This is a genomic window from Streptomyces sp. NPDC018693 (assembly GCF_044391385.1).
Taxonomy (GTDB): domain Bacteria; phylum Actinomycetota; class Actinomycetes; order Streptomycetales; family Streptomycetaceae; genus Streptomyces.
The window spans coordinates 47466-68523 of record NZ_JBIRZZ010000009.1 but is presented as its reverse complement, the minus strand read 5'-3'; the positions used below and the strand labels follow the sequence as shown (position 1 = coordinate 68523).

At 71.2% G+C, this 21058-nt stretch carries 20 protein-coding genes, 1 pseudogene and 1 riboswitch; of the genes and pseudogenes, 10 read left to right on the top strand and 11 right to left on the bottom strand.

Annotated elements, in window-relative coordinates; all coding sequences use genetic code 11:
• Nucleotides 1–4: 4 nt before the first annotated feature.
• Nucleotides 5–152: riboswitch (SAM riboswitch) on the bottom strand.
• A gap of 177 nt (nucleotides 153–329) precedes the next feature.
• A complete protein-coding gene (locus tag ACH5AC_RS23380) occupies nucleotides 330–1301 on the top strand; it encodes a glucosyl-3-phosphoglycerate synthase (RefSeq protein WP_398863972.1) in 972 nt (323 codons plus the stop codon).
• A 201-nt stretch (nucleotides 1302–1502) separates the two neighbouring features.
• Nucleotides 1503–2894 carry a trehalose-6-phosphate synthase gene (locus ACH5AC_RS23375; protein ID WP_398863971.1) on the top strand — a complete coding sequence of 464 codons (1392 nt, stop codon included), beginning with the start codon at nucleotides 1503–1505 and terminating at the stop codon, nucleotides 2892–2894.
• Here ACH5AC_RS23375 and otsB read toward each other — a convergent pair.
• The 3 genes from otsB to ACH5AC_RS23360 all read right to left on the bottom strand — a co-directional run bounded on the left by otsB (nucleotide 2871) and on the right by ACH5AC_RS23360 (nucleotide 5312).
• Entirely contained in the window at nucleotides 2871–3719 is an 849-nt protein-coding gene (gene otsB / locus ACH5AC_RS23370) for a trehalose-phosphatase (protein ID WP_398863970.1), read from the bottom strand. The two genes, ACH5AC_RS23375 and otsB, sit on opposite strands and share 24 nt — an antisense overlap.
• A 136-nt stretch (nucleotides 3720–3855) precedes the next feature.
• Nucleotides 3856–4074 carry a DUF3263 domain-containing protein gene (locus tag ACH5AC_RS23365; protein ID WP_398863969.1) on the bottom strand — a complete coding sequence of 73 codons (219 nt, stop codon included), beginning with the start codon at nucleotides 4072–4074 and terminating at the stop codon, nucleotides 3856–3858.
• A gap of 14 nt (nucleotides 4075–4088) precedes the next feature.
• Nucleotides 4089–5312 (bottom strand): ABC transporter substrate-binding protein, encoded by a 1224-nt coding sequence (locus ACH5AC_RS23360; protein ID WP_398864214.1) that lies wholly within the window; start codon nucleotides 5310–5312, stop codon nucleotides 4089–4091.
• 170 nt (nucleotides 5313–5482) lie between these two features.
• Here ACH5AC_RS23360 and ACH5AC_RS23355 point away from each other — a divergent pair, with 170 nt between their 5' ends.
• The 3 genes from ACH5AC_RS23355 (at nucleotide 5483) to ACH5AC_RS23345 (ending at nucleotide 8633) form a co-directional block, all read left to right on the top strand.
• A complete protein-coding gene (locus tag ACH5AC_RS23355) occupies nucleotides 5483–6427 on the top strand; it encodes an ROK family protein (protein WP_398863968.1) in 945 nt (314 codons plus the stop codon).
• Nucleotides 6427–7581 (top strand): N-acetylglucosamine-6-phosphate deacetylase, encoded by a 1155-nt coding sequence (gene nagA, locus ACH5AC_RS23350; RefSeq protein WP_398863967.1) that lies wholly within the window; start codon nucleotides 6427–6429, stop codon nucleotides 7579–7581. The genes ACH5AC_RS23355 and nagA overlap by 1 nt, the downstream gene beginning before the upstream one ends.
• Before the next feature lie 122 nt (nucleotides 7582–7703).
• Nucleotides 7704–8633: a 1-phosphofructokinase family hexose kinase gene (locus tag ACH5AC_RS23345; RefSeq protein ID WP_398863965.1), complete on the top strand. Its 930-nt coding sequence runs from the start codon at nucleotides 7704–7706 to the stop codon at nucleotides 8631–8633.
• Nucleotides 8634–8652: 19 nt separating this feature from the next.
• Here ACH5AC_RS23345 and ACH5AC_RS23340 read toward each other — a convergent pair whose 3' ends face one another.
• Together ACH5AC_RS23340 and cdgB are read right to left on the bottom strand one after the other, a co-directional pair.
• Nucleotides 8653–9600: a carbohydrate-binding protein gene (locus ACH5AC_RS23340; protein WP_398863964.1), complete on the bottom strand. Its 948-nt coding sequence runs from the start codon at nucleotides 9598–9600 to the stop codon at nucleotides 8653–8655.
• Between the two features lie 103 nt (nucleotides 9601–9703).
• Nucleotides 9704–11374 carry a diguanylate cyclase CdgB gene (cdgB, locus tag ACH5AC_RS23335; RefSeq protein ID WP_398863963.1) on the bottom strand — a complete coding sequence of 557 codons (1671 nt, stop codon included), beginning with the start codon at nucleotides 11372–11374 and terminating at the stop codon, nucleotides 9704–9706.
• Nucleotides 11375–11724: 350 nt separating this feature from the next.
• Between cdgB and ACH5AC_RS23330 the strand changes: the two genes are divergently transcribed.
• Nucleotides 11725–12309, top strand: a complete 585-nt coding sequence (locus tag ACH5AC_RS23330) for a flavin reductase family protein (protein ID WP_398863962.1) — start codon at nucleotides 11725–11727, stop codon at nucleotides 12307–12309.
• A gap of 66 nt (nucleotides 12310–12375) precedes the next feature.
• Nucleotides 12376–12733: pseudogene (locus ACH5AC_RS23325) on the top strand (hypothetical protein); the annotation flags it as partial.
• Between the two features lie 21 nt (nucleotides 12734–12754).
• Here ACH5AC_RS23325 and ACH5AC_RS23320 read toward each other — a convergent pair.
• On the bottom strand, nucleotides 12755–13648 hold the full coding sequence (locus ACH5AC_RS23320) for a hypothetical protein (RefSeq protein ID WP_398864232.1): 894 nt from the start codon (nucleotides 13646–13648) through the stop codon (nucleotides 12755–12757).
• Nucleotides 13649–13879: 231 nt separating this feature from the next.
• Complete coding sequence (gene arfB / locus ACH5AC_RS23315; RefSeq protein WP_398863961.1) at nucleotides 13880–14317, bottom strand: alternative ribosome rescue aminoacyl-tRNA hydrolase ArfB; 438 nt, start codon at nucleotides 14315–14317, stop codon at nucleotides 13880–13882.
• 148 nt (nucleotides 14318–14465) lie between these two features.
• Between arfB and ACH5AC_RS23310 the strand changes: the two genes are divergently transcribed.
• Nucleotides 14466–15041: a TerD family protein gene (locus ACH5AC_RS23310; protein ID WP_398863960.1), complete on the top strand. Its 576-nt coding sequence runs from the start codon at nucleotides 14466–14468 to the stop codon at nucleotides 15039–15041.
• A gap of 120 nt (nucleotides 15042–15161) precedes the next feature.
• Here ACH5AC_RS23310 and ACH5AC_RS23305 read toward each other — a convergent pair whose 3' ends face one another.
• On the bottom strand, nucleotides 15162–15815 hold the full coding sequence (locus ACH5AC_RS23305; protein WP_398863958.1) for a DUF1326 domain-containing protein: 654 nt from the start codon (nucleotides 15813–15815) through the stop codon (nucleotides 15162–15164).
• Nucleotides 15816–16265: 450 nt separating this feature from the next.
• Between ACH5AC_RS23305 and ACH5AC_RS23300 the strand changes: the two genes are divergently transcribed.
• A complete protein-coding gene (locus tag ACH5AC_RS23300) occupies nucleotides 16266–17837 on the top strand; it encodes a M4 family metallopeptidase (protein WP_398864213.1) in 1572 nt (523 codons plus the stop codon).
• A gap of 27 nt (nucleotides 17838–17864) precedes the next feature.
• Here the strand turns inward: ACH5AC_RS23300 and ACH5AC_RS23295 are convergent, their stop codons facing one another.
• The gene (locus ACH5AC_RS23295) at nucleotides 17865–19265 is read right to left on the bottom strand and encodes a M1 family metallopeptidase (RefSeq protein WP_398863957.1); all 1401 of its coding nucleotides are present in this window, start codon (nucleotides 19263–19265) and stop codon (nucleotides 17865–17867) included.
• Between the two features lie 102 nt (nucleotides 19266–19367).
• On the opposite strand from ACH5AC_RS23295, the gene ACH5AC_RS23290 reads away from it, so the two are divergent.
• Entirely contained in the window at nucleotides 19368–19868 is a 501-nt protein-coding gene (locus tag ACH5AC_RS23290; protein ID WP_398863956.1) for a hypothetical protein, read from the top strand.
• A 9-nt stretch (nucleotides 19869–19877) separates the two neighbouring features.
• On the opposite strand, the gene ACH5AC_RS23285 is transcribed toward ACH5AC_RS23290, so the two are convergent.
• Both ACH5AC_RS23285 and ACH5AC_RS23280 read right to left on the bottom strand, forming a co-directional pair.
• Entirely contained in the window at nucleotides 19878–20357 is a 480-nt protein-coding gene (locus ACH5AC_RS23285; RefSeq protein WP_398863955.1) for an HIT family protein, read from the bottom strand.
• Nucleotides 20354–21049 (bottom strand): pentapeptide repeat-containing protein, encoded by a 696-nt coding sequence (locus tag ACH5AC_RS23280; protein WP_398863954.1) that lies wholly within the window; start codon nucleotides 21047–21049, stop codon nucleotides 20354–20356. Before ACH5AC_RS23280 ends, ACH5AC_RS23285 begins: the two co-directional genes overlap by 4 nt.
• Between the last annotated feature and the right edge of the window lie 9 nt (nucleotides 21050–21058).

The window sequence follows — 21058 nt, the reverse complement described above, 5'->3', positions numbered from 1 at the left end:
TTTCTCCTCATCTTCCTCACGACGCATCTCGCCGTGAGACGGATTTGGCACCTTCCCTAGCCGGGAGCCTCACCACGTCAACGTGACAAGAACCGACTGGAGGGTTGCCGGGGCTTCATCGGGCCGTGTCCCTCTGCCCCTCTGGATGAGCGGTATGTAGTTGTAAGCGATGTACTTGCAAGCGATGTAGTTGCGCGCGCAACGACCGCCGACATGCGATGGTCATCAGCGTTGTTCAAGACTGTAACCGACGACCAGGACAGTTGAGATAGTCGTCCGAACCGCGAGACAAACGCGGACATCGTCGAACACGTGAGGAGCCGCAGACCGTGCTGGAAGAAGTCGAGCGCTGGCTGAGCACCCGCTCCTGGTCCGTGACCGATCGCCCGCTGCACCGGATCCTGGCCGCCAAGCGAGCCTCGGGCCAGACGGTCTCCGTCGTGCTGCCCGCGCTCAACGAGGAGGAGACGGTCGGCGACATCGTCGCCGTGATCCGTCACGACCTCATGCAGCAGGTGCCGCTCGTCGACGAGATCGTCGTCGTCGACTCCGGGTCCACCGACCGCACCTCCGAGGTGGCCGCCGCCGCGGGCGCGACGGTCGTGCACCGCGACGCGATCCTGCCCCGTCTGCCCGCCGTCCCCGGCAAGGGCGAGGTGCTGTGGCGCTCCCTGCTGGTCACCGGCGGGGACATCGTCTGCTTCATCGACGCCGATCTGAGGGAGTTCTCCTCCGACTTCGTCACCGGGATCGTCGGCCCGCTGCTCACCGACCCGGACGTGGACCTCGTCAAGGGCATGTACGACCGTCCCCTGGCCACTGAGTTGAATTCGCTCGCCTCCGGCAAGACGACCGGGCAGGGCGGCCGGGTCACCGAGCTGATGGCCCGCCCGCTGCTGAACATGCACTGGCCGCAGCTGGCCGGCTTCGTGCAGCCGCTCGGCGGCGAGTACGCGGCCCGCCGCAGCCTCCTCGAACAGCTTCCCTTCCCCGTCGGCTACGGCGTGGAGCTGGGCATGCTGGTCGACGCCCTGCACCTGGTGGGCCTGGACGCGCTGGCCCAGGTCGACCTCGGGGTGCGCAAGCACCGCCACCAGGACGGCCAGGCCCTCGGCCGGATGGCGGCGGCGATCTACCGCACCGCCCAGCTCCGGCTGGCCCGCGGCCACCTGATCCGGCCCTCCCTCACGCAGTTCGAGCGCGGTGAGGAAGGGTTCGAGCCGCGGACGTACTCCGTGGACACGGAGGAGCGGCCGCCGATGGTGGAGATCGCGGAGTACGCGGCGCGCAAGGTGGCGTGAGTCGGCAACGGCGTACGTCAGACCCTGTCCCTTGGCCGCGGCCACGGCCTTCCGGGCGGTGGCGAGCACGAGGGTCGGGGTCGAACAGCGCAGCGAGACGGGAGGATCATGGAGTGGCCGTGTCGGAAATGGCCGTATCCCGTCGTCCGTCGAGTGGAACCGTACGTTTGAGCGTTTCCGGGCCGGGCTAGGTTGTGGCGTATGGCTTCCTCGCACGGTGCTGCCCAGGTACTGGTCGCCTCCAACCGCGGCCCGGTCTCCTACGCCGTCGGTGAGGACGGCTCGCTGACCGCCAAACGGGGCGGTGGCGGGCTGGTCTCCGGGCTGTCGGCGATCGGTTCGGACGCCGGGGCGCTGTGGGTGTGCTCGGCGCTGTCCGACGGCGACCGCGAGGCGGTGCGGCGCGGCATCGGTGAGCCGGGCACGCGGATGCTGGACATCCCGGCGGACGTGCACGCGGACGCCTACAACGGCATCGCCAACTCGGTGCTGTGGTTCGTGAACCACATGCTGTACCAGACCCCGCTGGAGCCGGTCTTCGACTCCGGCTTCCGGCGGCAGTGGGCGTCGTACGAGTCGTACAACCGCGCGTTCGCCGAGGCGCTCGCGGAGGAGGCGGCCGAGGGTGCGTCGGTCCTGGTCCAGGACTACCACCTGACCCTGGTGCCGGGGATGCTGCGCGAACTGCGCCCGGACCTGAGGATCGGCCACTTCTCGCACACGCCGTGGGCGCCGCCGGAGTACTTCCGGATGCTGCCCGACGACATCGCGCGGCAGCTCCTGACCGGCATGCTCGGCGCGGACCGGCTGGCCTTCCTCACCCGCCGCTGGGCGGACGCGTTCACCGCGTGCTGCGACGCGGTGGTCGGCGGCACCGGCACGACCCGGATCGGGGTGCACGGGCTCGGCGCGGACGCGGACTTCCTGCGTGAGCGGGCGCACCGGCCGGACGTGGCGGAGCGGATGGCGGCCCTGCGGGAGGAGATCGGCGCGGGCCGCAAGACGATCGTCCGCGTCGACCGCACCGAGCTGTCCAAGAACATCGTGCGCGGCCTGCTGGCCTACCGGCAGCTCCTGGACGACCACCCCGAGTGGCGCGAGCGCGTCGTGCACGTCGCCTTCGCCTACCCCTCCCGGCAGGACCTGGAGGTGTACCGCGCGTACATGGCCGAGGTCCAGCGGGTCGCCGACGCCATCAACTCCGCTTTCGGCACCCCTGGCTGGACCCCTGTCGTCCTCCACCTCAAGGACGACTTCGCGCGCTCCCTGGCCGCCTACCGCCTCGCGGACGTGGCCCTGGTCAACCCCATCCGGGACGGCATGAACCTGGTCGCCAAGGAGGTGCCGGTCCTCTCCGAAGAAGGGTGCGCGCTGGTGCTGTCCCGGGAGGCCGGGGCGTACGAGGAACTGGCCGAGGACGCGATCGGGGTGAACCCCTACGACGTGACGGGCACCGCCCGCGCCCTCCACGAGGCGCTGACCCTGCCCCCGGGTGAGCGCGCCGAGCGGGCGAAGCGCCTGGCGGCAGCGGCTACCGCGCTGCCGCCGACGCAGTGGTTCCTGGACCAGCTACGCGAGCTGACCGGCGAGTGACCGCAGCAGCGTCACGACCCCGGCGGGCCCGTCGACGACCAGATCGGCCCGCTCTGCCAGCTCGGTGACCTCGCTGCTGCCGCTGCACACCAGCAGTCCGGGTACGCCCTGAGAGCGCAGCTTCTCGACGGCGGCGAAAGCGGGCAGATCACCGAGGTCGTCCCCGGCGTAGAGGACGGCCCCGGCCCCGATCTCACGTGCGTACGCGGTCAGCGCCATGCCCTTGTCCATTCCCGGCGGGCGTAGTTCGAGCACCAGCCGGCCCGGTTCGAGGACCAGCCCGTGCCGGGCGGCGAGGGCGGCCAGCGGCTGCCGGAGGGCCTCGAAGGCGCCCTGCGGGTCGGCGGCCCGCCGGGTGTGCACGGCGACGGCCCGGCCGCCCTTCTCCTCGACCCAGGCGCCGGTGCCCTCGACGACGCCGGGCAACTCGGCGCTCACGGCGGCGACACCGGGGTGGGGTGCCGGGGCGCTGACCTCTCCGGTGCGGGCGTCCCAGCGTTCGGCGCCGTAGTGCCCCAGCACGGTGAGGTGGTCGAGCCCGACGGCCCCGCCGAAGCCGCCGTACCGCACGGCGGTCTCCGCGGGCCGCCCGGTGACGACGGCCACGGCGGCGACCCTGGGCGCGAGCGCGGCCAGCGCGGGGACGGCGCCGGGGTGGGCCCTGGCCTGCTCGGGGTCCTCGACGATCGGCGCGAGCGTCCCGTCGAAGTCGAGGGCGACCAGGGCGGTGCCGGGCCGCCGCAGGATGGCGTCGAGGGCATCACGCCCGGCGGGGGTGAGGGGAGTCGGGAGGGGTTCCGTGGAGTGCGTCTCGTGGGTTCCCATACGGCGACACTAGCGGGGGTGGGCCGCGGGTGGGTGCGCGGCCAGGTGAACGTACCCAGGGGCGCGGGACTGTGTAGATATGCGGCTCCGCCGCGTGGGCGCGATCAACCACAACGAACCGGCACCCGGCAACACATCACCGCTCCGAACGGCGAGCCTCCCGCACCCTCCGCAGCCGGTTCACCGTCACCGGGTCGTAGGCCAGCGCCTCGGGATCATCCAGCAGCGCGTTCAGCAGCTGGTAGTACCGCACAGGGGCCAACCCCAGCTCTTCCCGTATCGCCCGCTCCTTCGCCCCGGGCCCGGTGAAGCCCCGTCGCTCAAGGCCGAGTATCGCCCGCTCCCGTTCCTCCATCCAGGCACGGTAACTCAGTCGGACGCGGTGCTGTCGGCCGTGATCGCCTGGGTCTGGAGGTCGCCGAGGACGGAGGCCGGGCTGCCGCCGGGCGTGACGGCGCCGCCGATCCGCCGCTTCACCTCCGCGCTGACGGTCGCCCAGGAGGTACGCCCGACGGGGTACAGCTCGGACAGCGGCAGCTCGTCGAGGAAGGGCTTGAGGTCCCGGTCCTCCTTCGCCGAGTCCATGACCTCGCTCGCGGAGGTCGTCACCGGCAGCAGGTCGTAGCGCCGGGAGAAGTCGAGCACGTTCTCCTCCTTGTAGACGAAGTCGAGGAACTCGCCGATCTCGTCCGCGTGCCCGCGCTGCTTGAAGGCCATCATCCAGTCGGCGACCCCCATCGTGGCCTTGCTGACCCCGTCCTTGCCGGGCATCGGCACCATGCCGTACTTCACGCCCTTCGCCTCGGCCGTCCTCATCAGCGAGGAGTGCCCGTTGAGCATCCCGACCTCCCCGGCGGCGAACGCCGCGAACGCGTCGGCCCGGTTGAGCTCGCCCGGCGCGACCGGCCCGGTCAGGCCCTTGCCGACCAGCTCGTTCTTCAGCCAGCTGAAGGTCGCGACGTTCTCCGCGGAGTCCAGCGTGTAGCCGCCTGCAAGCGAGGTGTAGCCGCCCCCGCCACCGAGCAGCCACTGCATGGTCTCGGCCTGCGCCTCCTCCGGGCCGAGCGGCAGCGCGAAGGGGTACTTCACGCCCTCCTCCCTGAGCGCCTCCGCGGCGGACGCGAGCTGCGCCCAGTCGGTGGGCGGCTTGATGCCGGCGGCGTCGAAGAGGGTCTTGTTGTAGAAGAGCACGCGCGTGGAGGCGGCGAAGGGCATGCCGTACTGGATCCCGTTCACCTGGCCGGCCTGGGAGAGCTGGGAGACGAAGTCGGCCTGGACGGGGATGGAGAGCAGATCGCCGGCCTTGTAGAGCCTGTCGGCGGCCGCGTGGTCGGCGTACGCGCCGATCTGCGCCAGGTCGGGCGCCTCACCCGCGTCGACCATCTCCTTGACCTCGCGGTCGACGTCGGTCCAGGAGTGGACGGTCACCTCGACGTGGATGTCCGGGTGCTGCGCCTCGAACTCGTCCACGATCTTCGCCCAGTACTTCTCGGAGCTGTTGGCCGCGCTGTCGCCGTAGTCGGCGGCGACCAGCCTCAGCGTCACCTCGCCCGAGCCGCCGCCCAGCCCGCAGCCGGCGACGACTCCCGTCATCCCCAGCGCGGTCACCACCGCGATCGCTCCCGTACGCCAAGTCCGCCGCCGCTGCACCGCCACCAACTCCCGACTCCAAGTCGTCTGGACCACTATCCGTATATCGAAACAAGGTCTACACCACCTGAGTGGACTAGACCTCTTGGGGGTCCTCGGGCCACACTGTCCCCGTGAGACATGTCATCGCCCTCGACGTGGGCGGCACCGGGATGAAAGCCGCCCTGGTCGGGGCCGACGGCGCCCTGCTGCACCAGGCCCGCCGGGCCACCGGACGCGAACGCGGCCCCGACGCCGTCGTCGCCGGCATCCTCGACTTCGCCGCCGAGCTGCACGCGTACGGCGCCGTGCACCTCGGCGGGAGCGCGGCCGCCGCCGGCGTCGCCGTCCCCGGCATCGTCGACGAGCCGCACGGCATCGCCGCGTACTCGGCCAACCTCGGCTGGCGCGAGGTACCCCTGCGCGCCCTGCTCGCCGACCGCCTCGGCGGCATCCCGGTCGCCCTCGGCCACGACGTGCGCACCGGGGGCCTCGCGGAGGGCCGGGTCGGCGCGGCCCGGGGCGCCGACCGCTTCCTCTTCGTCGCCCTCGGCACCGGTATCGCGGGCGCCATCGGCGTCGACGGCCGGGTGGAGGCGGGCGCGCACGGCTTCGCGGGCGAGATCGGCCATGTCGTCGTACGACAGGACGGCCCCGCGTGTCCCTGCGGGCAGCACGGCTGCCTGGAGCGGTACGCCTCCGCCGCCGCCGTCAGCGAGGCATGGGCGCGGGCGAGCGGCGACCCGGAGGCGGACGCGGCCGACTGCGCCAAGGCCGTCGCGTCCGGCGACCCGAACGCCGTCCGGGTCTGGCAGCACGCGGTCGACGCCCTCGCTGACGGCCTGGTCACCGCCCTCACCCTGCTGGACCCGCGCACCCTCGTGATCGGTGGCGGCCTCGCCGAGGCGGGGGAAACGTTGTTCACACCGCTGCGGGACGCCGTCCGGCAGAGGGTCACTTTCCAGAAGCTGCCGACTATCGTCCCGGCGGCTCTTGGGGACACGGCCGGATGCCGAGGCGCGGGCCTCCTCGCCTGGGATCTCCTCGACCAAACCGACAGCAAGGAGGAAACTCCCTAATGGCAACCCCCCCAGGGGCGCGGGTGCTCTCCGGCGCGAACGTGGTTCTCCCCACGGGAACCGTCAAAGACGGCCAAGTGATCGTCGACGGCACCCGCATCACCGCCTCGGCTCCGGAGAACGCCCAGGTCATCGACGTACAAAACCACTGGCTGATCCCCGGTTTCGTCGACATCCACAACCACGGCGGAGGCGGCGCCTCCTTCACCTCGGGCACCGTCGACGACGTACTGAAGGGAATCCACACCCACCGCCTCCACGGCACCACCACCCTCGTCGCCTCCACCGTCACCGGCGACATGGACTTCCTCACCCACCGCGCCGGACTCCTCTCCGAGCTGGCCGAGCAGGGCGACGTCGCCGGTATCCACTTCGAGGGCCCCTTCATCTCCCCGTGCCGCAAGGGCGCGCACTCCGAGGCGCTGCTGCGCGACCCGGAGCCGGCGGAGGTGCGCAAGCTGATCGACGCGGCGCGCGGCCACGCGAAGATGGTCACCCTGGCCACCGAACTGCCGGGCGGCATCGACTCCGTACGCCTCCTCGCGGAGCACGGCGTGATCGCGGCGATCGGCCACACGGACGCCACGTACGACCAGACGGTCGAGGCCATCGACGCGGGCGCGACGGTCGCCACCCACCTCTTCAACGCGATGCCCGCCCTCGGCCACCGCGCCCCCGGCCCGATCGCCGCCCTCCTGGAGGACGAGCGGGTCACCGTCGAGCTGATCAACGACGGCACGCATCTGCACCCGGCGGCCCTCCAGTTGGCGTTCCACCACGCGGGCGCGGGCCGGGTCGCCTTCATCACCGACGCGATGGACGCCGCCGGCTTCGGCGACGGCCGCTACATGCTCGGCCCGCTGGAGGTCGAGGTCGCGGGTGGTGTGGCGCGCCTGGTGGAGGGCGGGGCGATCGCCGGCTCCACGCTCACCCTGGACCGCGCCTTCAAACGCGCGGTGACCGTCGACCGGCTGCCGGTCGAGGACGCGGTGACCGCCCTGTCGGTCAACCCGGCCCGGCTGCTGGGGATGTACGACCGTGTCGGCTCCCTGGAGCCCGGCAAGGACGCCGACCTGGTGCTGCTCGACGAGAACTTCGACCTGAAGGGCGTGATGCGGCGCGGTGAATGGGTGGTGGATCCCCAACTGCTCTGAAAAGTCCGCCCGTACGGAGAGAGTGACCGGCCGCAGGACTGGGCCGGTCGCCGTCTCTTTGGCATGATCGAGCCCCGGCAGCTGAAGGCGCGCACGCACGGAATCGGGGGAGGTCGGCGCAGGTGATCCTCACGGTCACACTGAACACCGCTCTCGACATCACCTATCGCGTACGGTCCCTGCGGCCGCATGCGTCCCACCGGGTGACCGATGTGACGGAACGGCCCGGCGGCAAGGGGCTGAACGTGGCCCGGGTGCTGGCGGCCCTCGGCCACGAGGTGACGGTCACCGGCTTCGCGGGCGGCGCCACCGGCGACGCGGTGCGCAGGCGGCTCGCGGCCGTCCCCGGGCTGACCGACGCCCTGCTCCCGGTGGCCGGCGCCACCCGCCGCACCGTCGCCGTCGTCGACGAACTCACCGGCGACACCACCCAGTTCAACGAACCGGGGCCGATCGTCGCGCCCGCCGAGTGGGCCGCCTTCCAGGAGGCGTACGAGGATCTGGTGGCCGGCGCCGACGCGGTGGCCCTGTGCGGCAGTCTGCCGCCCGGGGTGCCGGTGGGCGCGTACGCGGGGCTGATCCGCACGGCGCACACGGCGCGGGTGCCGGTGCTGCTGGACACCGGTGGTGAACCGCTGCGCCGGGCCGTCGCCGCCCGCCCGGACATCGTCAAGCCGAACGCGGACGAGCTGGCCGAGCTGACCGGCTCGCACGAGCCGGCGCGGGCCACGCAGGACGCGCGTCGGCGCGGGGCGCGCTCGGTGGTCTCCACGCTGGGTGCCTCGGGCCTGGTGGCCGCCACCCCGGAGGGCCGCTGGCGGGCCACCCCGCCGGCCCGCGTCCGCGGCAACCCGACGGGCGCCGGCGACTCGGTCTCCGCCGCCCTCCTGGCCGGCCTGGTCGACCACCGCCCCTGGCCGGACCGCCTGGCCCGAGCCGTCGCCCTCTCCACGGCGACGGTCCTCTCCCCCACGGCCGGCGACTTCGACCACTCGGCCTACGAGGAGCTGGTGGCCCGGGTGTCGGTGACGGGCGAGGCGAGCGCGGCGTAGGGCCGCCGGGCTCCTCCGGCTACTTCTTGACCTGACCCTTCTTCAGCCACAGCTGGTCGAGGAGGACGTTGCACTTGTCACCCTCCTCGCAGGACACGGTGATCGTGTTGGTGCCCTTGGTGAGGGTGGGCCAGACGTAGGTGGTGACCCAGCCCTTCTCGAAGTCGCCCTCGGCGGCCTTGCCGTAGTTCTTCACCGGCATCTTGGTGCCGAAGACCTTGCCGTTGACGGTGAGGGTCATCTCCTGGTCTTCGCCGGTCACGTTGTAGTGCGCGAAGAGGGTGTACGTGCCCTCCTCCGGAATCCCGTTCACCGTCCAGGTCACCGAGTTGCCGACCTGGTTGAGGTTGCCGACGTAGACGCCGCCCTCGGACTGGGCGCCCGGGACGTCGGAGGCGGTGTTGGCGGTGCCGCCGAGGCGGAGGGCCTTGGCGTCGATGGTGGGCAGCTCGGCCTCGGTGGCCTCGCTGGTGCTGGACTCGCTGGGCGAGGGGCTCTCTGCGACGGACGGGGAGGTGGAGGGCTGGTCGCCGCCCTTGCCCTCGTTGTCCGTGTCGCCCTGGGACATGGCGACGGCAATGCCGATGACGACCGCGGCGACCACCGCGACCGCGCCGATCAGCAGCCCCTTGGTGTTCGGCCCGCGACCCCGGCCGCCGCCTGCGCCGGGCCCCGGCTGCTGCCGGGTGGGCGCGGCCGGCTGGCCGTACTGGCCCTGCTGGGGCACGCCGGGCTGGCCGTACGGCTGCTGCTGCCCGTACTGGCCCTGCTGCGGCTGCCCGTAGGGCTGGGGGGACTGTGGCTGGCCGTAGTGGCGCTCGCCGACGGCACGCACCCTGCTGACCGAGTTGGGGTAGCCGTAGCCGCCGGAGGGCGGCTGGGCGCCGTTGGCCTGTCCGTCGGCGTAGAGGTAGCCGAACGGGTCGTCGTCCTCGGGCGTACTCGCGCCGTTGTTACCGGGCGTCATCCCTTCGTCTCCTCAACAGGTGCAGGGGCGGGTAACGCGAGCCTACCGGTTCCTCACGACCCGAACGGGTGTCTCTGCCAGCCCCAACGTTCTGACCTGGGGCTTATCCCGCACGTCTGTGTTGTTTGGGACGAGATCGTTTCTCGACGTACATACGTTCGTCGGCGGACTTGAGGACTTCGTCCGCGGTCATCCCGCAGTGCGCCCAGCCGATGCCGAAGCTGGCGCCCACCCGGACGGCCCGGCCCTCGGCGCGGATCGGCTGAATGATCTCGTTGCGCAGGCGTACGGCGAGGTCGGCCGCGTCCGCGCGGCCGAGGCCGTCGGCGAGGATCACGAACTCGTCGCCGCCGAGCCGGGCGACGGTGTCGCCGTCGCGGACGCCCCGGGACAGCCGGCGCGCGACCTCGATGAGGACGGCGTCGCCCGCGTTGTGCCCGAACCGGTCGTTGATCGACTTGAAGCCGTCGAGGTCGCAGAAGAGCACCGCGAGGCCCTTGGTGCCGTCGTCGCGGCCGTCCTCGGGGGCGACGGTGTGCACATGGTGGTCGAAGCCCTCGTAGCTGTCGAAGCCGCCGGGCCGGAAGTCGAAGCCGTGGCCGTTGGCGTCATGGGCGGCGTGGCCGTGGACGGCGTCGTGGGAGTCGTAGGCGTCGACGGCGGCGGGGTGCGTGGACTGCGGGCGCTGGCAGAGGCGGGCGGAGAGGCGGGAGCGCAGCTCGGCGGAGTTCGGCAGTCCGGTGAGGGAGTCGTGGGAGGCGCGGTGGGCGAGCTGCAGCTCTCGGCGCTTGCGTTCCTCTATGTCCTCGACGTGGGTGAGGAGGAAGCGGGGACCGTCGGCGGCGTCGGCGACGACGGAGTTGCGCAGGGACACCCAGACGTAGGTGCCGTCACGGCGGCCGAGGCGCAGCTCGGCGCGTCCGCCCTCGGCGGAGGTGCGCAGCAGGGTGCCTATGTCCTCGGGGTGGACGAGGTCGGAGAAGGAGTAGCGGCGCATCGCGGAGGCGGGGCGGCCGAGCAGGCGGCAGAGCGCGTCGTTGGTCCGGAGTATCCGCCCGTGCTGGTCGCCGCCCATCTCGGCGATGGCCATGCCGGACGGGGCGTACTCGAACGCCTGCCGGAAGGATTCCTCGCTGGCGCGCAGGGCCTGCTGCTCGCGTTCCAGACGGACCAGGGCGCGCTGCATGTTCGCACGTAGACGCGCGTTGCTGATCGCGATGGCGGCCTGGAACGCGTACATCTGGAGCGCCTCACGCCCCCACGCGCCGGGCAGCCGGCCGTTGCGCGGCCGGTCCACGGAGAGCACGCCGATCAGCTCGCCGCACGAGCCGCCCGGCGCGGCCGGGGTGTACATGGGGGCGAAGAGCCGGTCGCTGGGGTGCCACTCGTCCTCGAAACGGGGGGCGGGCCCGTCGGTGTACCACTGGGGTACGTCGTCGTCGTCGAGGATCCAGCCCTCGGTGTGGGGGATGAACACCAGGTCGCCCCAGTGCTCGCCCATGTTCAGCCGCCGCTCCCAGGACTCGCGGGAGCCGACCCGGCCGGTGATGAGGGCTTCGGCGGCGGGGTTTCCGGAGAGCGCGGCGACGACGAGATCGCCGTCGGGGCGTACGAGGTTGACGCACGCCAGCTCGTACCCGAGCGCGGTGACCACGCCGTCGGCGACCGTCTGCAGTGTGTCCGCCAGGCTGCGGGCCGTGTTCATGTCGGCCATGACCTGGTGCAGCTGTCGCAGGGACGCAAGACGGACGTACGGCTCCGACTCGGTCTCCATGCTCGCCCTCCCCCCGAGACTTCGCAGCGAATCAAGGGTTGTCGTCGGCGCTACTCACTAGGTGGTCACTCGGTGGTGCCCTTGCGGCGTCTCCGCCACTGAATCACAGCGCGCTGCCCACTCGGTACACAGGGTCAACAATTCCGGCCCCTTGTGACTCAAGTCACAGGAGAACGTGAACAATTGCGTGGAGATTCCGCGCTTTCCGCGCATTCCCCGGGCGTCTCCCGAAACGCACACCCGCGAGTATGCGGCACGGGCGCGACACGGGTCCTAGGACTCCCTCCTAGGTCTCCCCTCGGGCCGAGGTCCGATGCGTGCCGTGCTCGGCGGAGACTAGCGTGCCAAGTGTGCTGACGACTCCTTCTGCCGTACCTTCGCAGTCCCCCGCCGTCCCTGCCGGGCATGCTGAGGGGGTGAGCAACGACGAGTTCCGGGCCGCCATGGCGCGGCTGGCCGGCGGTGTGGTCCTGGTGACCGCGCAGGAGCCGCCGCTGGACCCCGACGACCCGGACGCGCCGGCCCGCGAGGACGTCGGCATGACGGCCACCGCGTTCGTCTCGGTCTCCCTGGAGCCGCCGCTGGTCATGGTCAGCCTGCGCGAGGGCTCCCGCATGGACGACCTGCTCGCCGAGCAGCCCCTGTGGGCGGTCTCGGTGCTCTCCCAGAGCCAGCGCCACATCGCGGGCCGCTTCGCGATGAAGGGCCGCATCAGCGACCGCCTGCTCTTCGAGGACATCGCCTACGCGCGGGGCGAGGCGACCGGCGCCCCGCTGGTCGGCGGCGCGCTGGCGACCGTGGAGTGCCGCACCCACCAGCGCGTTCCCGCGGGCGACCACACGCTGGTGATCGGCCATGTGCTCCACGCGCGCGTACCCGGCACGGAGGGCGGCCCGCTGGTGTACTTCCGGGGCCGCTACCGGCAGTTGGGCTGACACCGGTAGCGGGCCGACACCGGCGATGGGGCTGACACCGGTAGCGGGCCGACACCGGCGATGGGGCTGACACCGGTAGCGGGCCGACACCGGCAACCGGGCGGCCCCGACGGCGACTGGGCTGACCGACCGGCGGGGAAGGCACTGGCGATCGCCGTACGCCCCGACCAGCGGCACCTGGTGGCACCGGTGGTGCGTTCCCTCGCCGAGGCGTACGTCCATCCGGCCGGCGTCGCCTGCCCCCCGTCTCATCATGTACGGCGAGCACGCGGTCGGCTTCCTCACGGCCTTCCTCGACATCGACTGGCACGAGGACGGCACCCTGCGCCGCCGCGGCACCAAGGAGCTGTACGTCACGTACCACCCGGGCCCCTACGGCCCCGAGCACTTCTCCCGCACCCTCGGCTTCCGGCCGAACGGCGAGCGGGCCGACCCCTGCTCGACATCATCGGCCCACAGTCAGGATGTCCTCGTCCTTGGGGTCGACCGCCACTTCGAATCCGGCGGCGGCCAGCACCCGGGCATAACGGCTCAACTCAGCAGCGGCATCCAGCGCTTGACTCTCATCCGAGTCATCCGAGTCATCCGGTTCTTCAGCCTCGGCGAAGGAGACTTCCAGGGGACGTGCGTCGCCGCGGTCATCGATCCAGAAACCTCCGTCCCAGAGGTCCGCCTCGCGGCAGCCGGCCTGCTGGAGAACGTCTCGGACTGCTTCGGCAAGACCACCAGGCTGTCGTGGCCCCGGCGCTTCGGGCGCGCGCAGCAGTGAGCGGCCCGTCTCGACGGCTGCCATCACCTTCCTGCGGTTCGGGTTCCGCCACAGATCGGGATCGAGAGGCCGAAGTGCCCTCGTCGACTCGGATCCGAGCTGCGGGAGGATTTCGCCGCGAAGGTCGCAGACGTGTCCCACCCATCCGCCGACCTGGGCTCTCGCCGGATCCGCGACCCGTAGGAAGTTGCCCGCGACGACGAGGTCAGCCGCCAACGCGCCGTGGAACTCGATCAGGTGCTCTTCGGTGTAGACCACCTCCGCGCACGTGTCCCCATGGATCACCGTCCTGCCGTGGTTGTACGTGCCCACGATCGTCTGATCCACTGCCAGGTGACCCTCGATCAGGACGTCGCTGCCGGCGGTGGCGATGTTCTTCGCCCGTACATCACCCCGCATCAGGAGGAACGGGCCGAAGTCACACTCCCCATTGACCACCCTGTCGGAAACGGTCAGATCCCCGTCGACCACGACCCCGGGAAACGCATCCGAGCTCCGCTTCGTCAGCCCTGTCCACGAGTCGAGGTCAAAGAAGTCGAGCGGCAGCGTGACCGCCTCGATGTTCTTCATGTTCACAGCCCTTACCCGAGCCCTCGGCAGCTGCGCCGCCTCACCCAGAAGCCGAGGAGCCGGCAGGAGCGAGCGGTCCTTGCCCGGGAATGTAGCCGCCTCACCCACGGCTGAGCTTTTCGTGCGGCCAATGCGGCATTCTTCGGTGACTGCTTCCGTAGTTCTACGCAGACCGGCGAAGGGTTGTGCACTGCGGTCGTCGGCCGGGCTTGCGTCCTTTCTTCACGCGGGTCAGGTCCAGCCCTTCGCGGAGCGGCCCCGCTTCGTCTCGGCCCGCTGCTTCTTCTCCCGCAGCCGCCGCTCGTTGATGCCGCGCGGGATGCGGGTCGGCTTGCGTGGCCTGGGCGGTGGGGCGGTTGCCTCGGCGAGCAGCGCGGCGAGGCGTACGGCGGCGGCCTCCCGGTTGCGCCACTGGGAGCGGTGCTCGGAGGCGCGGACGGTGACGACCCCGGCGACGAGCCGCCCGGCCAGCCGGGCGAGCGCCCGCTGCCTCCACACCTCGGGCAGCGCCTCGGTGCGCGCGAGGTCGAAGCGCAGCTCCACCTGGGAGTCGCTGGTGTTGACGTGCTGCCCACCCGGCCCGGAGGACCTGGAGAAACGCCACATGAGCTCGGCCTCGGGCAAGGAGACGGAGCCGCGGATGACATACGGACCGGACATGCCGTACATGTTCCCCCCTCTGTCCCGTTCACGTCACGCGAATTCGGGGGTCGGTAAAAAAGGTAAAGAGACCTGGAACCTCGGATCCCCGCGCCGCGTTCACTGGGGTAGTAGCGTCTTGCTTGCCGTACGCATCGAGGGAAGGGACTCCCAAACCATGGCTGTAAGCCTGTCCAAGGGTGGCAACGTCTCGCTCACCAAGGAGGCTCCGGGCCTGACCGCCGTCACCGTGGGCCTCGGCTGGGACGTCCGCACCACCACCGGCACGGACTTCGACCTGGACGCGTCCGCGATCGCGGTCAACAACCAGGGCCGGGTCTACTCGGACGCCCACTTCGTCTTCTTCAACAACAAGCAGACCCCGGACAACACCATCGTCCACACCGGTGACAACCGCACCGGCGAGGGCGCCGGCGACGACGAGGCGATCAACGTCAACCTCGCCGCCCTCCCGGCCGACATCGACAAGATCGTGTTCCCGGTCTCCATCTACGACGCCGAGAACCGCTCGCAGAACTTCGGCCAGGTCCGCAACGCCTACATCCGCATCATCAACCAGGCCGGCGGCAGCGAGATCGCCCGCTACGACCTCTCCGAGGACGCCGCCACGGAGACCGCCATGGTCTTCGGCGAGCTGTACCGCAACGGCGCGGAGTGGAAGTTCCGCGCGGTCGGCCAGGGCTACGCGTCCGGCCTCGTCGGCATCGCGCAGGACTTCGGCGTCAACGTCTGAGTCGAGCGCGGGCCGTTGTGAGTCGGCCCTCGGTGTCCGCGGTGTCGCCGCCGACGGACACCGAGGGGGCTCTTCGACCGGGCACGGCTGCCCTGCCCGGCCGGTCCGGGCTCTGTCAGGTCAGTCGGGGCCGCTCCAGTCGAACGTGATGTGCTTGCTGGACCGCCCCTCCCGGCCCCACTGGAAGCCGAAGGCGTCGACCCGGTCGGCGGTGGCGCGCCCCCAGGTCGCCAGCTGGCCGGGGCCCGTCTCCGAACCGGGCAGGTTGGTCGTCTGCACCCGCGCGCCCTCGGGGGTGGTCGGCCCGCTGAGCGCCTCGCCGCTCGCCTCCACCTTGCCGGGGACGGTGGCCCGCCAGCCGCCGAGATCCTCGTCGATCTCGACGTGGACGGGGGCGACCTCCATCCCGCGCATCTCGCCCGCCAGCATGGTGAACATCTGCGTCGGCCAGCTGCCCGCCTGACCACCGAAGATCATCTGTAGGGCCTCGCGCTGTGCGCCGTCGGCCCGCTCGTCGAGGAAGACCGCCCCGTACGCGTCGGAGTGCTCGGCCCACACGTTCCCGACGAACGAGGACACCATCAGCACATTGAGGTCGTCCAGACGGACGTCCCCGTAGTGCCCCTGACGCACATGCCAGACCAGCACGCCCTCGCAGTCACCCTCGGTGGGCGGCTGGGCGAACGAGCACGGGCAGGGGACGCTGCACTTGCACGTGTCGAACCAGTCACCCGACACATGCCACCTCGGAACCGCCGGCGCCGTCTGGGACATACCGCCACCTCCTCACGCCGTACACCTGCCATTCTCGTCGCGCAACCCGGTGATCGCACGACGGCAGAGATCAGCGTCGCCGCGCGTAGACCTTCCCGGCCTCACCGACCCGGCCGACCCGGCCGGGCGACGTTCCGCGCCCCAACTGCGCTGAGATGAATATGGAGTTGGGATCTCTCCAGTCGTCCGGATAGCGGATTCATGGCCACGCCATTCGGAAACAAACACGTAAAGTCTTGTCGGCGGTCTGTCAAACAGACCGGTCGCAGTGTCACTCTCTCCTGGCTCGCCGCACCTGTGCCCCACCTGTGCCTCCACCAAGAGGCCCTGTCCTGTGCCTCGAAACCCGAGGCCAGCGAAGAAGGAGACCGAGTGAGACCGCAGTCCCGCGTCACCCGCACTCCCCGCACCACCGCCCTGCGCGCCGCCGCCCTGATCGGCTCGGCCGCGATGGTCGCGCTGGCGTTCCAGAACGGCCCCGCCACCGCGGCCGCCGAGAAGACGAACGGCGCCGCCGCCCTGCCCCTGACCGCCTCGGCCCGCGCCGCCGCGATCACCTCCGCCCAGGACGCCGCGCCCGCCACCGCCCGGGAACTCGGCCTGGGCGCCCAGGAGAAGCTCGTCGTGCGTGACGTCGTCAAGGACGTCGACGGCACAGTGCACACCCGGTACGAGCGCACGTACGCCGGTCTGCCCGTCCTCGGCGGCGACCTGGTCACCCACGTGTCGAAGAGCGGCAGCCTCAAGGGCGTCGACAAGGCGACCAACTCCCGCATATCCGTGGCCTCGACCGACGCCACCGTCTCCGTCGCGGGCGCCAAGAAGGGCGCACTCGCCGCCGCGGCCGCGGACGGCGCCGACGCCGAGGCCGCCACCGTCGCCTCCGCCCGCAAGGTCGTCTGGGCCGCCGGCAGCAAGCCCGTCCTCGCCTACGAGTCGGTCGTCAAGGGCCTCCAGCACGACGGCACCCCCAGCGAGCTGCACGTCATCACCGACGCCACCACCGGCAAGGAGCTGTACTCCTACGAGGCCATCGACACCGGCACGGGCACCAGCCAGTACAGCGGCACCGTGCCGCTGGGCACCACCGCCTCCGCCACCGGCGGCTACGACCTCACCGACTCCGGGCGCGGCGCGCACAGGACGTACGACCTGAACGGCGGGACGTCGGGCACCGGCACCCTCTTCCACGACGCCGACGACACCTGGGGCGACGGCACGCCGGGCAACCGCCAGACCGCCGCCGTCGACGCCGCCTACGGCGCGCAGGTCACCTGGGACTTCTACAAGAGCGAGTTCGGCCGCAACGGCATCCGCAACGACGGCAAGGCCGCCTACTCCCGCGTCCACTACGGCAACGCGTACGTCAACGCCTTCTGGTCCGACCAGTGCTTCTGCATGACGTACGGCGACGGCGCGGCCAACCTCAAGCCGCTGACCTCCCTCGACGTGGCCGGCCACGAGATGACCCACGGTCTGACCTCGGCCACCGCCGGTCTGCGCTACAGCCGCGAGTCCGGCGGCCTCAACGAGGCGACCAGCGACATCCTCGGCACCTCGGTGGAGTTCTTCGCGAACAACGCCGCCGACGCCGGTGACTACCTGATCGGCGAGAAGATCGACATCCGCGGCAACGGCACCCCGCTGCGCTACATGGACCGGCCCAGCCGGGACGGCAACTCCGCCGACTACTGGTCCCGTTCGCTCGGCCGCCTCGACGTGCACTACTCGTCGGGCCCCGCCAACCACTTCTTCTACCTGCTGTCCGAGGGCAGCGGCGCGAAGACCGTCAACGGGGTCTCCTACAACTCCCCGACGTACGACGGCTCCACGGTCACCGGGATCGGCCGGGCCAAGGCGTACCAGATCTGGTACAAGGCCCTGACCACGTACTTCACCTCCTCGACCGACTACGCGGGCGCCCGCACCGGCACCCTCCAGGCGACCGCCGACCTCTACGGCTCGGGCAGCGCGGAGTACAACGCGGTGGCGGCGGCCTGGAAGGCGGTCAACGTCAACTGACCCGCGGGCGGGCCGGATCGCCACCGTTCACGGGCGGTCCGGCCTGCCCTTCCCGTACAGCCACTCCTCCCAGACCGGTTCGAAGTCCTCGTCCGGCGCCGTCTTCTTCACGTACGCCGTGAAGTCCTCGGTGCCGGCGTTGCCGTGCCGGTGCTCGGCCGCCCAGCCCCGGACGATGTCGTAGAACGTGTCGTCGCCGACCGTCTGCCGGATCTTGTGCAGGACCATCGCGCCACGCTGGTAGACGGGGGTGGCGGAGATGTCCGCGGCGGTCGGTGGCTCGGCGGGCGGGAAGGCCCAGAGGTCGTCGAACCTCGTCTCGCCGTATGTGCCGTCCTCGTAGAGCTCGTCGAAGATCTCCTGCGCGCTCGCCCCGTCGTGGTCCTCCTCCCACAGCCACTCCGCGTACGTGGCGAAGCCCTCGTTGAGCCACATGTCCTGCCAGGACGCGGGGGTGACCGAGTTGCCGAACCACTGGTGGGCGATCTCGTGGACGACGAGTTCGATGGCGGGCGGGCCGGGGTAGACGGGCCGGTTCTGGGTCTCCAGGGCGTAGGCGGCGTCGCCGGTGCGGTCGACGATCGCGCCGGTGGAGGAGAACGGGTAGCGGCCGAAGTTGTACGCCGCCCAGTCGACGACCTCCGGGAGCCGTGCGAGGACGTCCCGGCTCGCGTCGGCGGCTTCCGGGTCGACGGCGACGTAGACCGGCAGCCCGTCCTCGGTCTCGGACCGCTGGACCTCGTAGCGGCCGACGGCGAGGGTGGCGAGGTAGCTCGCCATCGGCTCGCCGGTGTGCCAGGTGAAGATGGTCCGCCCGCCGCTGTCGCGCTCGCTCCTCAGCTCCCCGTTCGACACGGCCGTCAGCCCCTCGGGGACCGTCACGGCGACGTCGTACGTCGCCTTGTCGGAGGGGTGGTGGTTGCCGGGGAACCACGTCATGGAGCCGACCGGCTGCCCCAGCGCCAGCGCGCCGTCGGCGGTGGGCAGCCAGCCCTCCCATGAGCCGTCCGGGTCGGTGAGGGTGCGCGGGCGTCCGGAGTAGCGGACCGTGACCTCGAAGGTCTCGCCGTCACCGAGGCCGTCCCGCGGCCGGACGGTCAGCTCCTGCCCGCTGCGCTCGGTCCGCGCGGCCCGCCCCTCGACGGTGACCTGCTCGACGTCCAGTCCCGCCAGGTCCAGATTGAAGGCGGAGAGGTCCTGGGTGGCGCGGGCGGTGATGACGGCGGTGCCGGTGAGGTGGGTGGTGGCGGGGTCGTAGGAGAGCGTGAGGCCGTAGTGGGAGACGTCGTAACCGCCGTTGCCCGCCCCGGGGAAGTACGGGTCCTTCAGGCCGGAGGCGCCGGAGCGATCCGGATCCGCGCTGTCGCACGCCGTGAGGGCGAGGGCGAGCAAGGCGGCCACCGGCACAAGACGTGCGGATCTGGACATGTCAGAGATCTTACGGTGATGACGATGTCGACGCTGATGACGGGCGGATGGCGGTGATGGCCGTACGAAGACCTGTGCGGCCGTCATGACACCATCACGTACGTGCTCGACATCGGCTACGCCCTCTCCAACCGTTTCCCGGACCCGCCCCAGACGGACTACCGCCGCGCGGACGTCCACGCCCTGCGGCACGACCTGTTCTGCGGGGACGTCTACCTCGCCGACACCGAACAGGACCGGGAGCTGTCCACAGCCTGGGGATGGGTGCCGGTGCTGGACTTCGCGTGGGCGCTGTGCGACATCGTCGAGCGCGTCGACCAGGACCCGGCGGGCTCCCGCGCCTCCCGCCCCCAGTACGCGGAGCTGGACTTCACCGAGTCCACCGACCGCATGCTCTTCGAGCGCCGCTTCGGCTGGGTGGACATCGAGGCCGACTGGATGCCCGCCGAGGAACCCCCACTGACCTTCTCCCACACCGAACTGCGCCGCGAGGCCCGAGACTTCCTCCACGACCTCCTCGCCGACCTGATCGACCTGCACGAGGACCTCGCGGAAAACCCGGCAATCTGGACCCTCCAGGCCCGCTTCCCGCGCGTGAGCTGAGCGGCCCGGTCACTCGGGTGTCGCCAGCCGGTCCAGCTCCCCACCGATCGCCTCCCGCAGCGCATCGTGCCGGGAGCCGAGCGCGTACCGCTCGTCGCTCCATCTCTCCCGCGGGTACAGCCACACCGGCCGGCCCACCAGCTCGGCCGGCTCCCAGTCGAACCGCGGCCACACATGCGCGTGCAGGAACGGGTCGGTGTTCCCGAGGATCTCCAGGTTCACCCGCCGGAAAGCCGGGTCCAGCCGCTCGCAGGCCCGCTCGACGGCCTCACCCAGCCGGTCCATGTCGGCCAGGAATGCCAGCCGCCTGCTCCTCGGCAGCTCGGACAGCCTCCGCACCGCGGGATCGTCCACCAGGAGCACCGAGTACCCCGGCAGGAACTGGGCGTCTCCGATGACCGCGAACCCCGCCGTCAGCCGCCGGAGCACCGTGGGGTTCTCCCCCCGCAGCGCGCTGCCGATCCGGTCCTTGCGCCAGTCGCCGCTCACGCCTCCACCCTGATCCCCAACTGCCCCGCCAGCGCCGGCGCAAGGTCCAGCAGTTGCCCCATGGTGATCACCGCGCCCGACAGCCGGTCCACGCCGCCCGTGATGGCGAGTTCCGTCGCGCCGCGCAGGTCGACGTCGCGGAGGGTCGCGCCGTTGAAGTCGGCGCCCTTCAGGGCGCAGTCGACGAACTCGACCCGCTCCAGGGTCGCGCCCCCGAAGTCGGGCTCGACCAGCACGCAGGACTCGAAGACGACGTCTCTCAGACGGGCCTGACGCAGATTCAGGTAATCGATCTTGCCGCCCCTGATCAGGACGCGCTCCAGACCGGCGCCGTGCAGCTGGGTGCCGCCCAGCCGCGCGTCGAGCAGCTCCACGTCTCTCAGGGTCGCCTTCGCGAGGTCGGTCCCGACGCCTCTGACGTCGCTCAGCACCGAGTCCAGTATCCGCGCACGCCCCAGCCCCGTCTCGTCCAGCGCGCACCCCCGCAGTGCGCAATCCATGAAGCGAGCGCCCCCGCCCTCCTGCCCGGCGAGGTCCGTCCCCGCGAACTCCAGCCCGTCGTAGTCCCCGTCCGGCTCCAGCCCACCTCCCCCGTAGCCCTCCAGCGCCGGCAGCCGCACCTCCGGCCGCCGCGCACCCTTCACCCGGCTCCCACCGCTCTCGCCGGCCTCGCCCACACGCGTCCTCGCCATGTCCCCATG

Bases quoted from the DNA above. Each gene is read 5' to 3' on its own strand.
- nagA (WP_398863967.1), top strand. From the start codon at position 6,427: ATGGCAACCCCCCCAGGGGCGCGGGTGCTCTCCGGCGCGAACGTGGTT.
- ACH5AC_RS23360 (WP_398864214.1), bottom strand. From the start codon at position 5,312: ATGACGGGAGTCGTCGCCGGCTGCGGGCTGGGCGGCGGCTCGGGCGAG.
- otsB (WP_398863970.1), bottom strand. From the start codon at position 3,719: ATGGGAACCCACGAGACGCACTCCACGGAACCCCTCCCGACTCCCCTC.
- cdgB (WP_398863963.1), bottom strand. From the start codon at position 11,374: ATGGAGACCGAGTCGGAGCCGTACGTCCGTCTTGCGTCCCTGCGACAG.
- ACH5AC_RS23280 (WP_398863954.1), bottom strand. From the start codon at position 21,049: ATGGCGAGGACGCGTGTGGGCGAGGCCGGCGAGAGCGGTGGGAGCCGG.
- ACH5AC_RS23320 (WP_398864232.1), bottom strand. From the start codon at position 13,648: ATGAAGAACATCGAGGCGGTCACGCTGCCGCTCGACTTCTTTGACCTC.
- ACH5AC_RS23375 (WP_398863971.1), top strand. From the start codon at position 1,503: ATGGCTTCCTCGCACGGTGCTGCCCAGGTACTGGTCGCCTCCAACCGC.
- ACH5AC_RS23365 (WP_398863969.1), bottom strand. From the start codon at position 4,074: ATGGAGGAACGGGAGCGGGCGATACTCGGCCTTGAGCGACGGGGCTTC.
- arfB (WP_398863961.1), bottom strand. From the start codon at position 14,317: ATGTACGGCATGTCCGGTCCGTATGTCATCCGCGGCTCCGTCTCCTTG.
- ACH5AC_RS23340 (WP_398863964.1), bottom strand. From the start codon at position 9,600: ATGACGCCCGGTAACAACGGCGCGAGTACGCCCGAGGACGACGACCCG.
- ACH5AC_RS23300 (WP_398864213.1), top strand. From the start codon at position 16,266: ATGGTCGCGCTGGCGTTCCAGAACGGCCCCGCCACCGCGGCCGCCGAG.
- ACH5AC_RS23310 (WP_398863960.1), top strand. From the start codon at position 14,466: ATGGCTGTAAGCCTGTCCAAGGGTGGCAACGTCTCGCTCACCAAGGAG.
- ACH5AC_RS23305 (WP_398863958.1), bottom strand. From the start codon at position 15,815: ATGTCCCAGACGGCGCCGGCGGTTCCGAGGTGGCATGTGTCGGGTGAC.
- ACH5AC_RS23295 (WP_398863957.1), bottom strand. From the start codon at position 19,265: ATGTCCAGATCCGCACGTCTTGTGCCGGTGGCCGCCTTGCTCGCCCTC.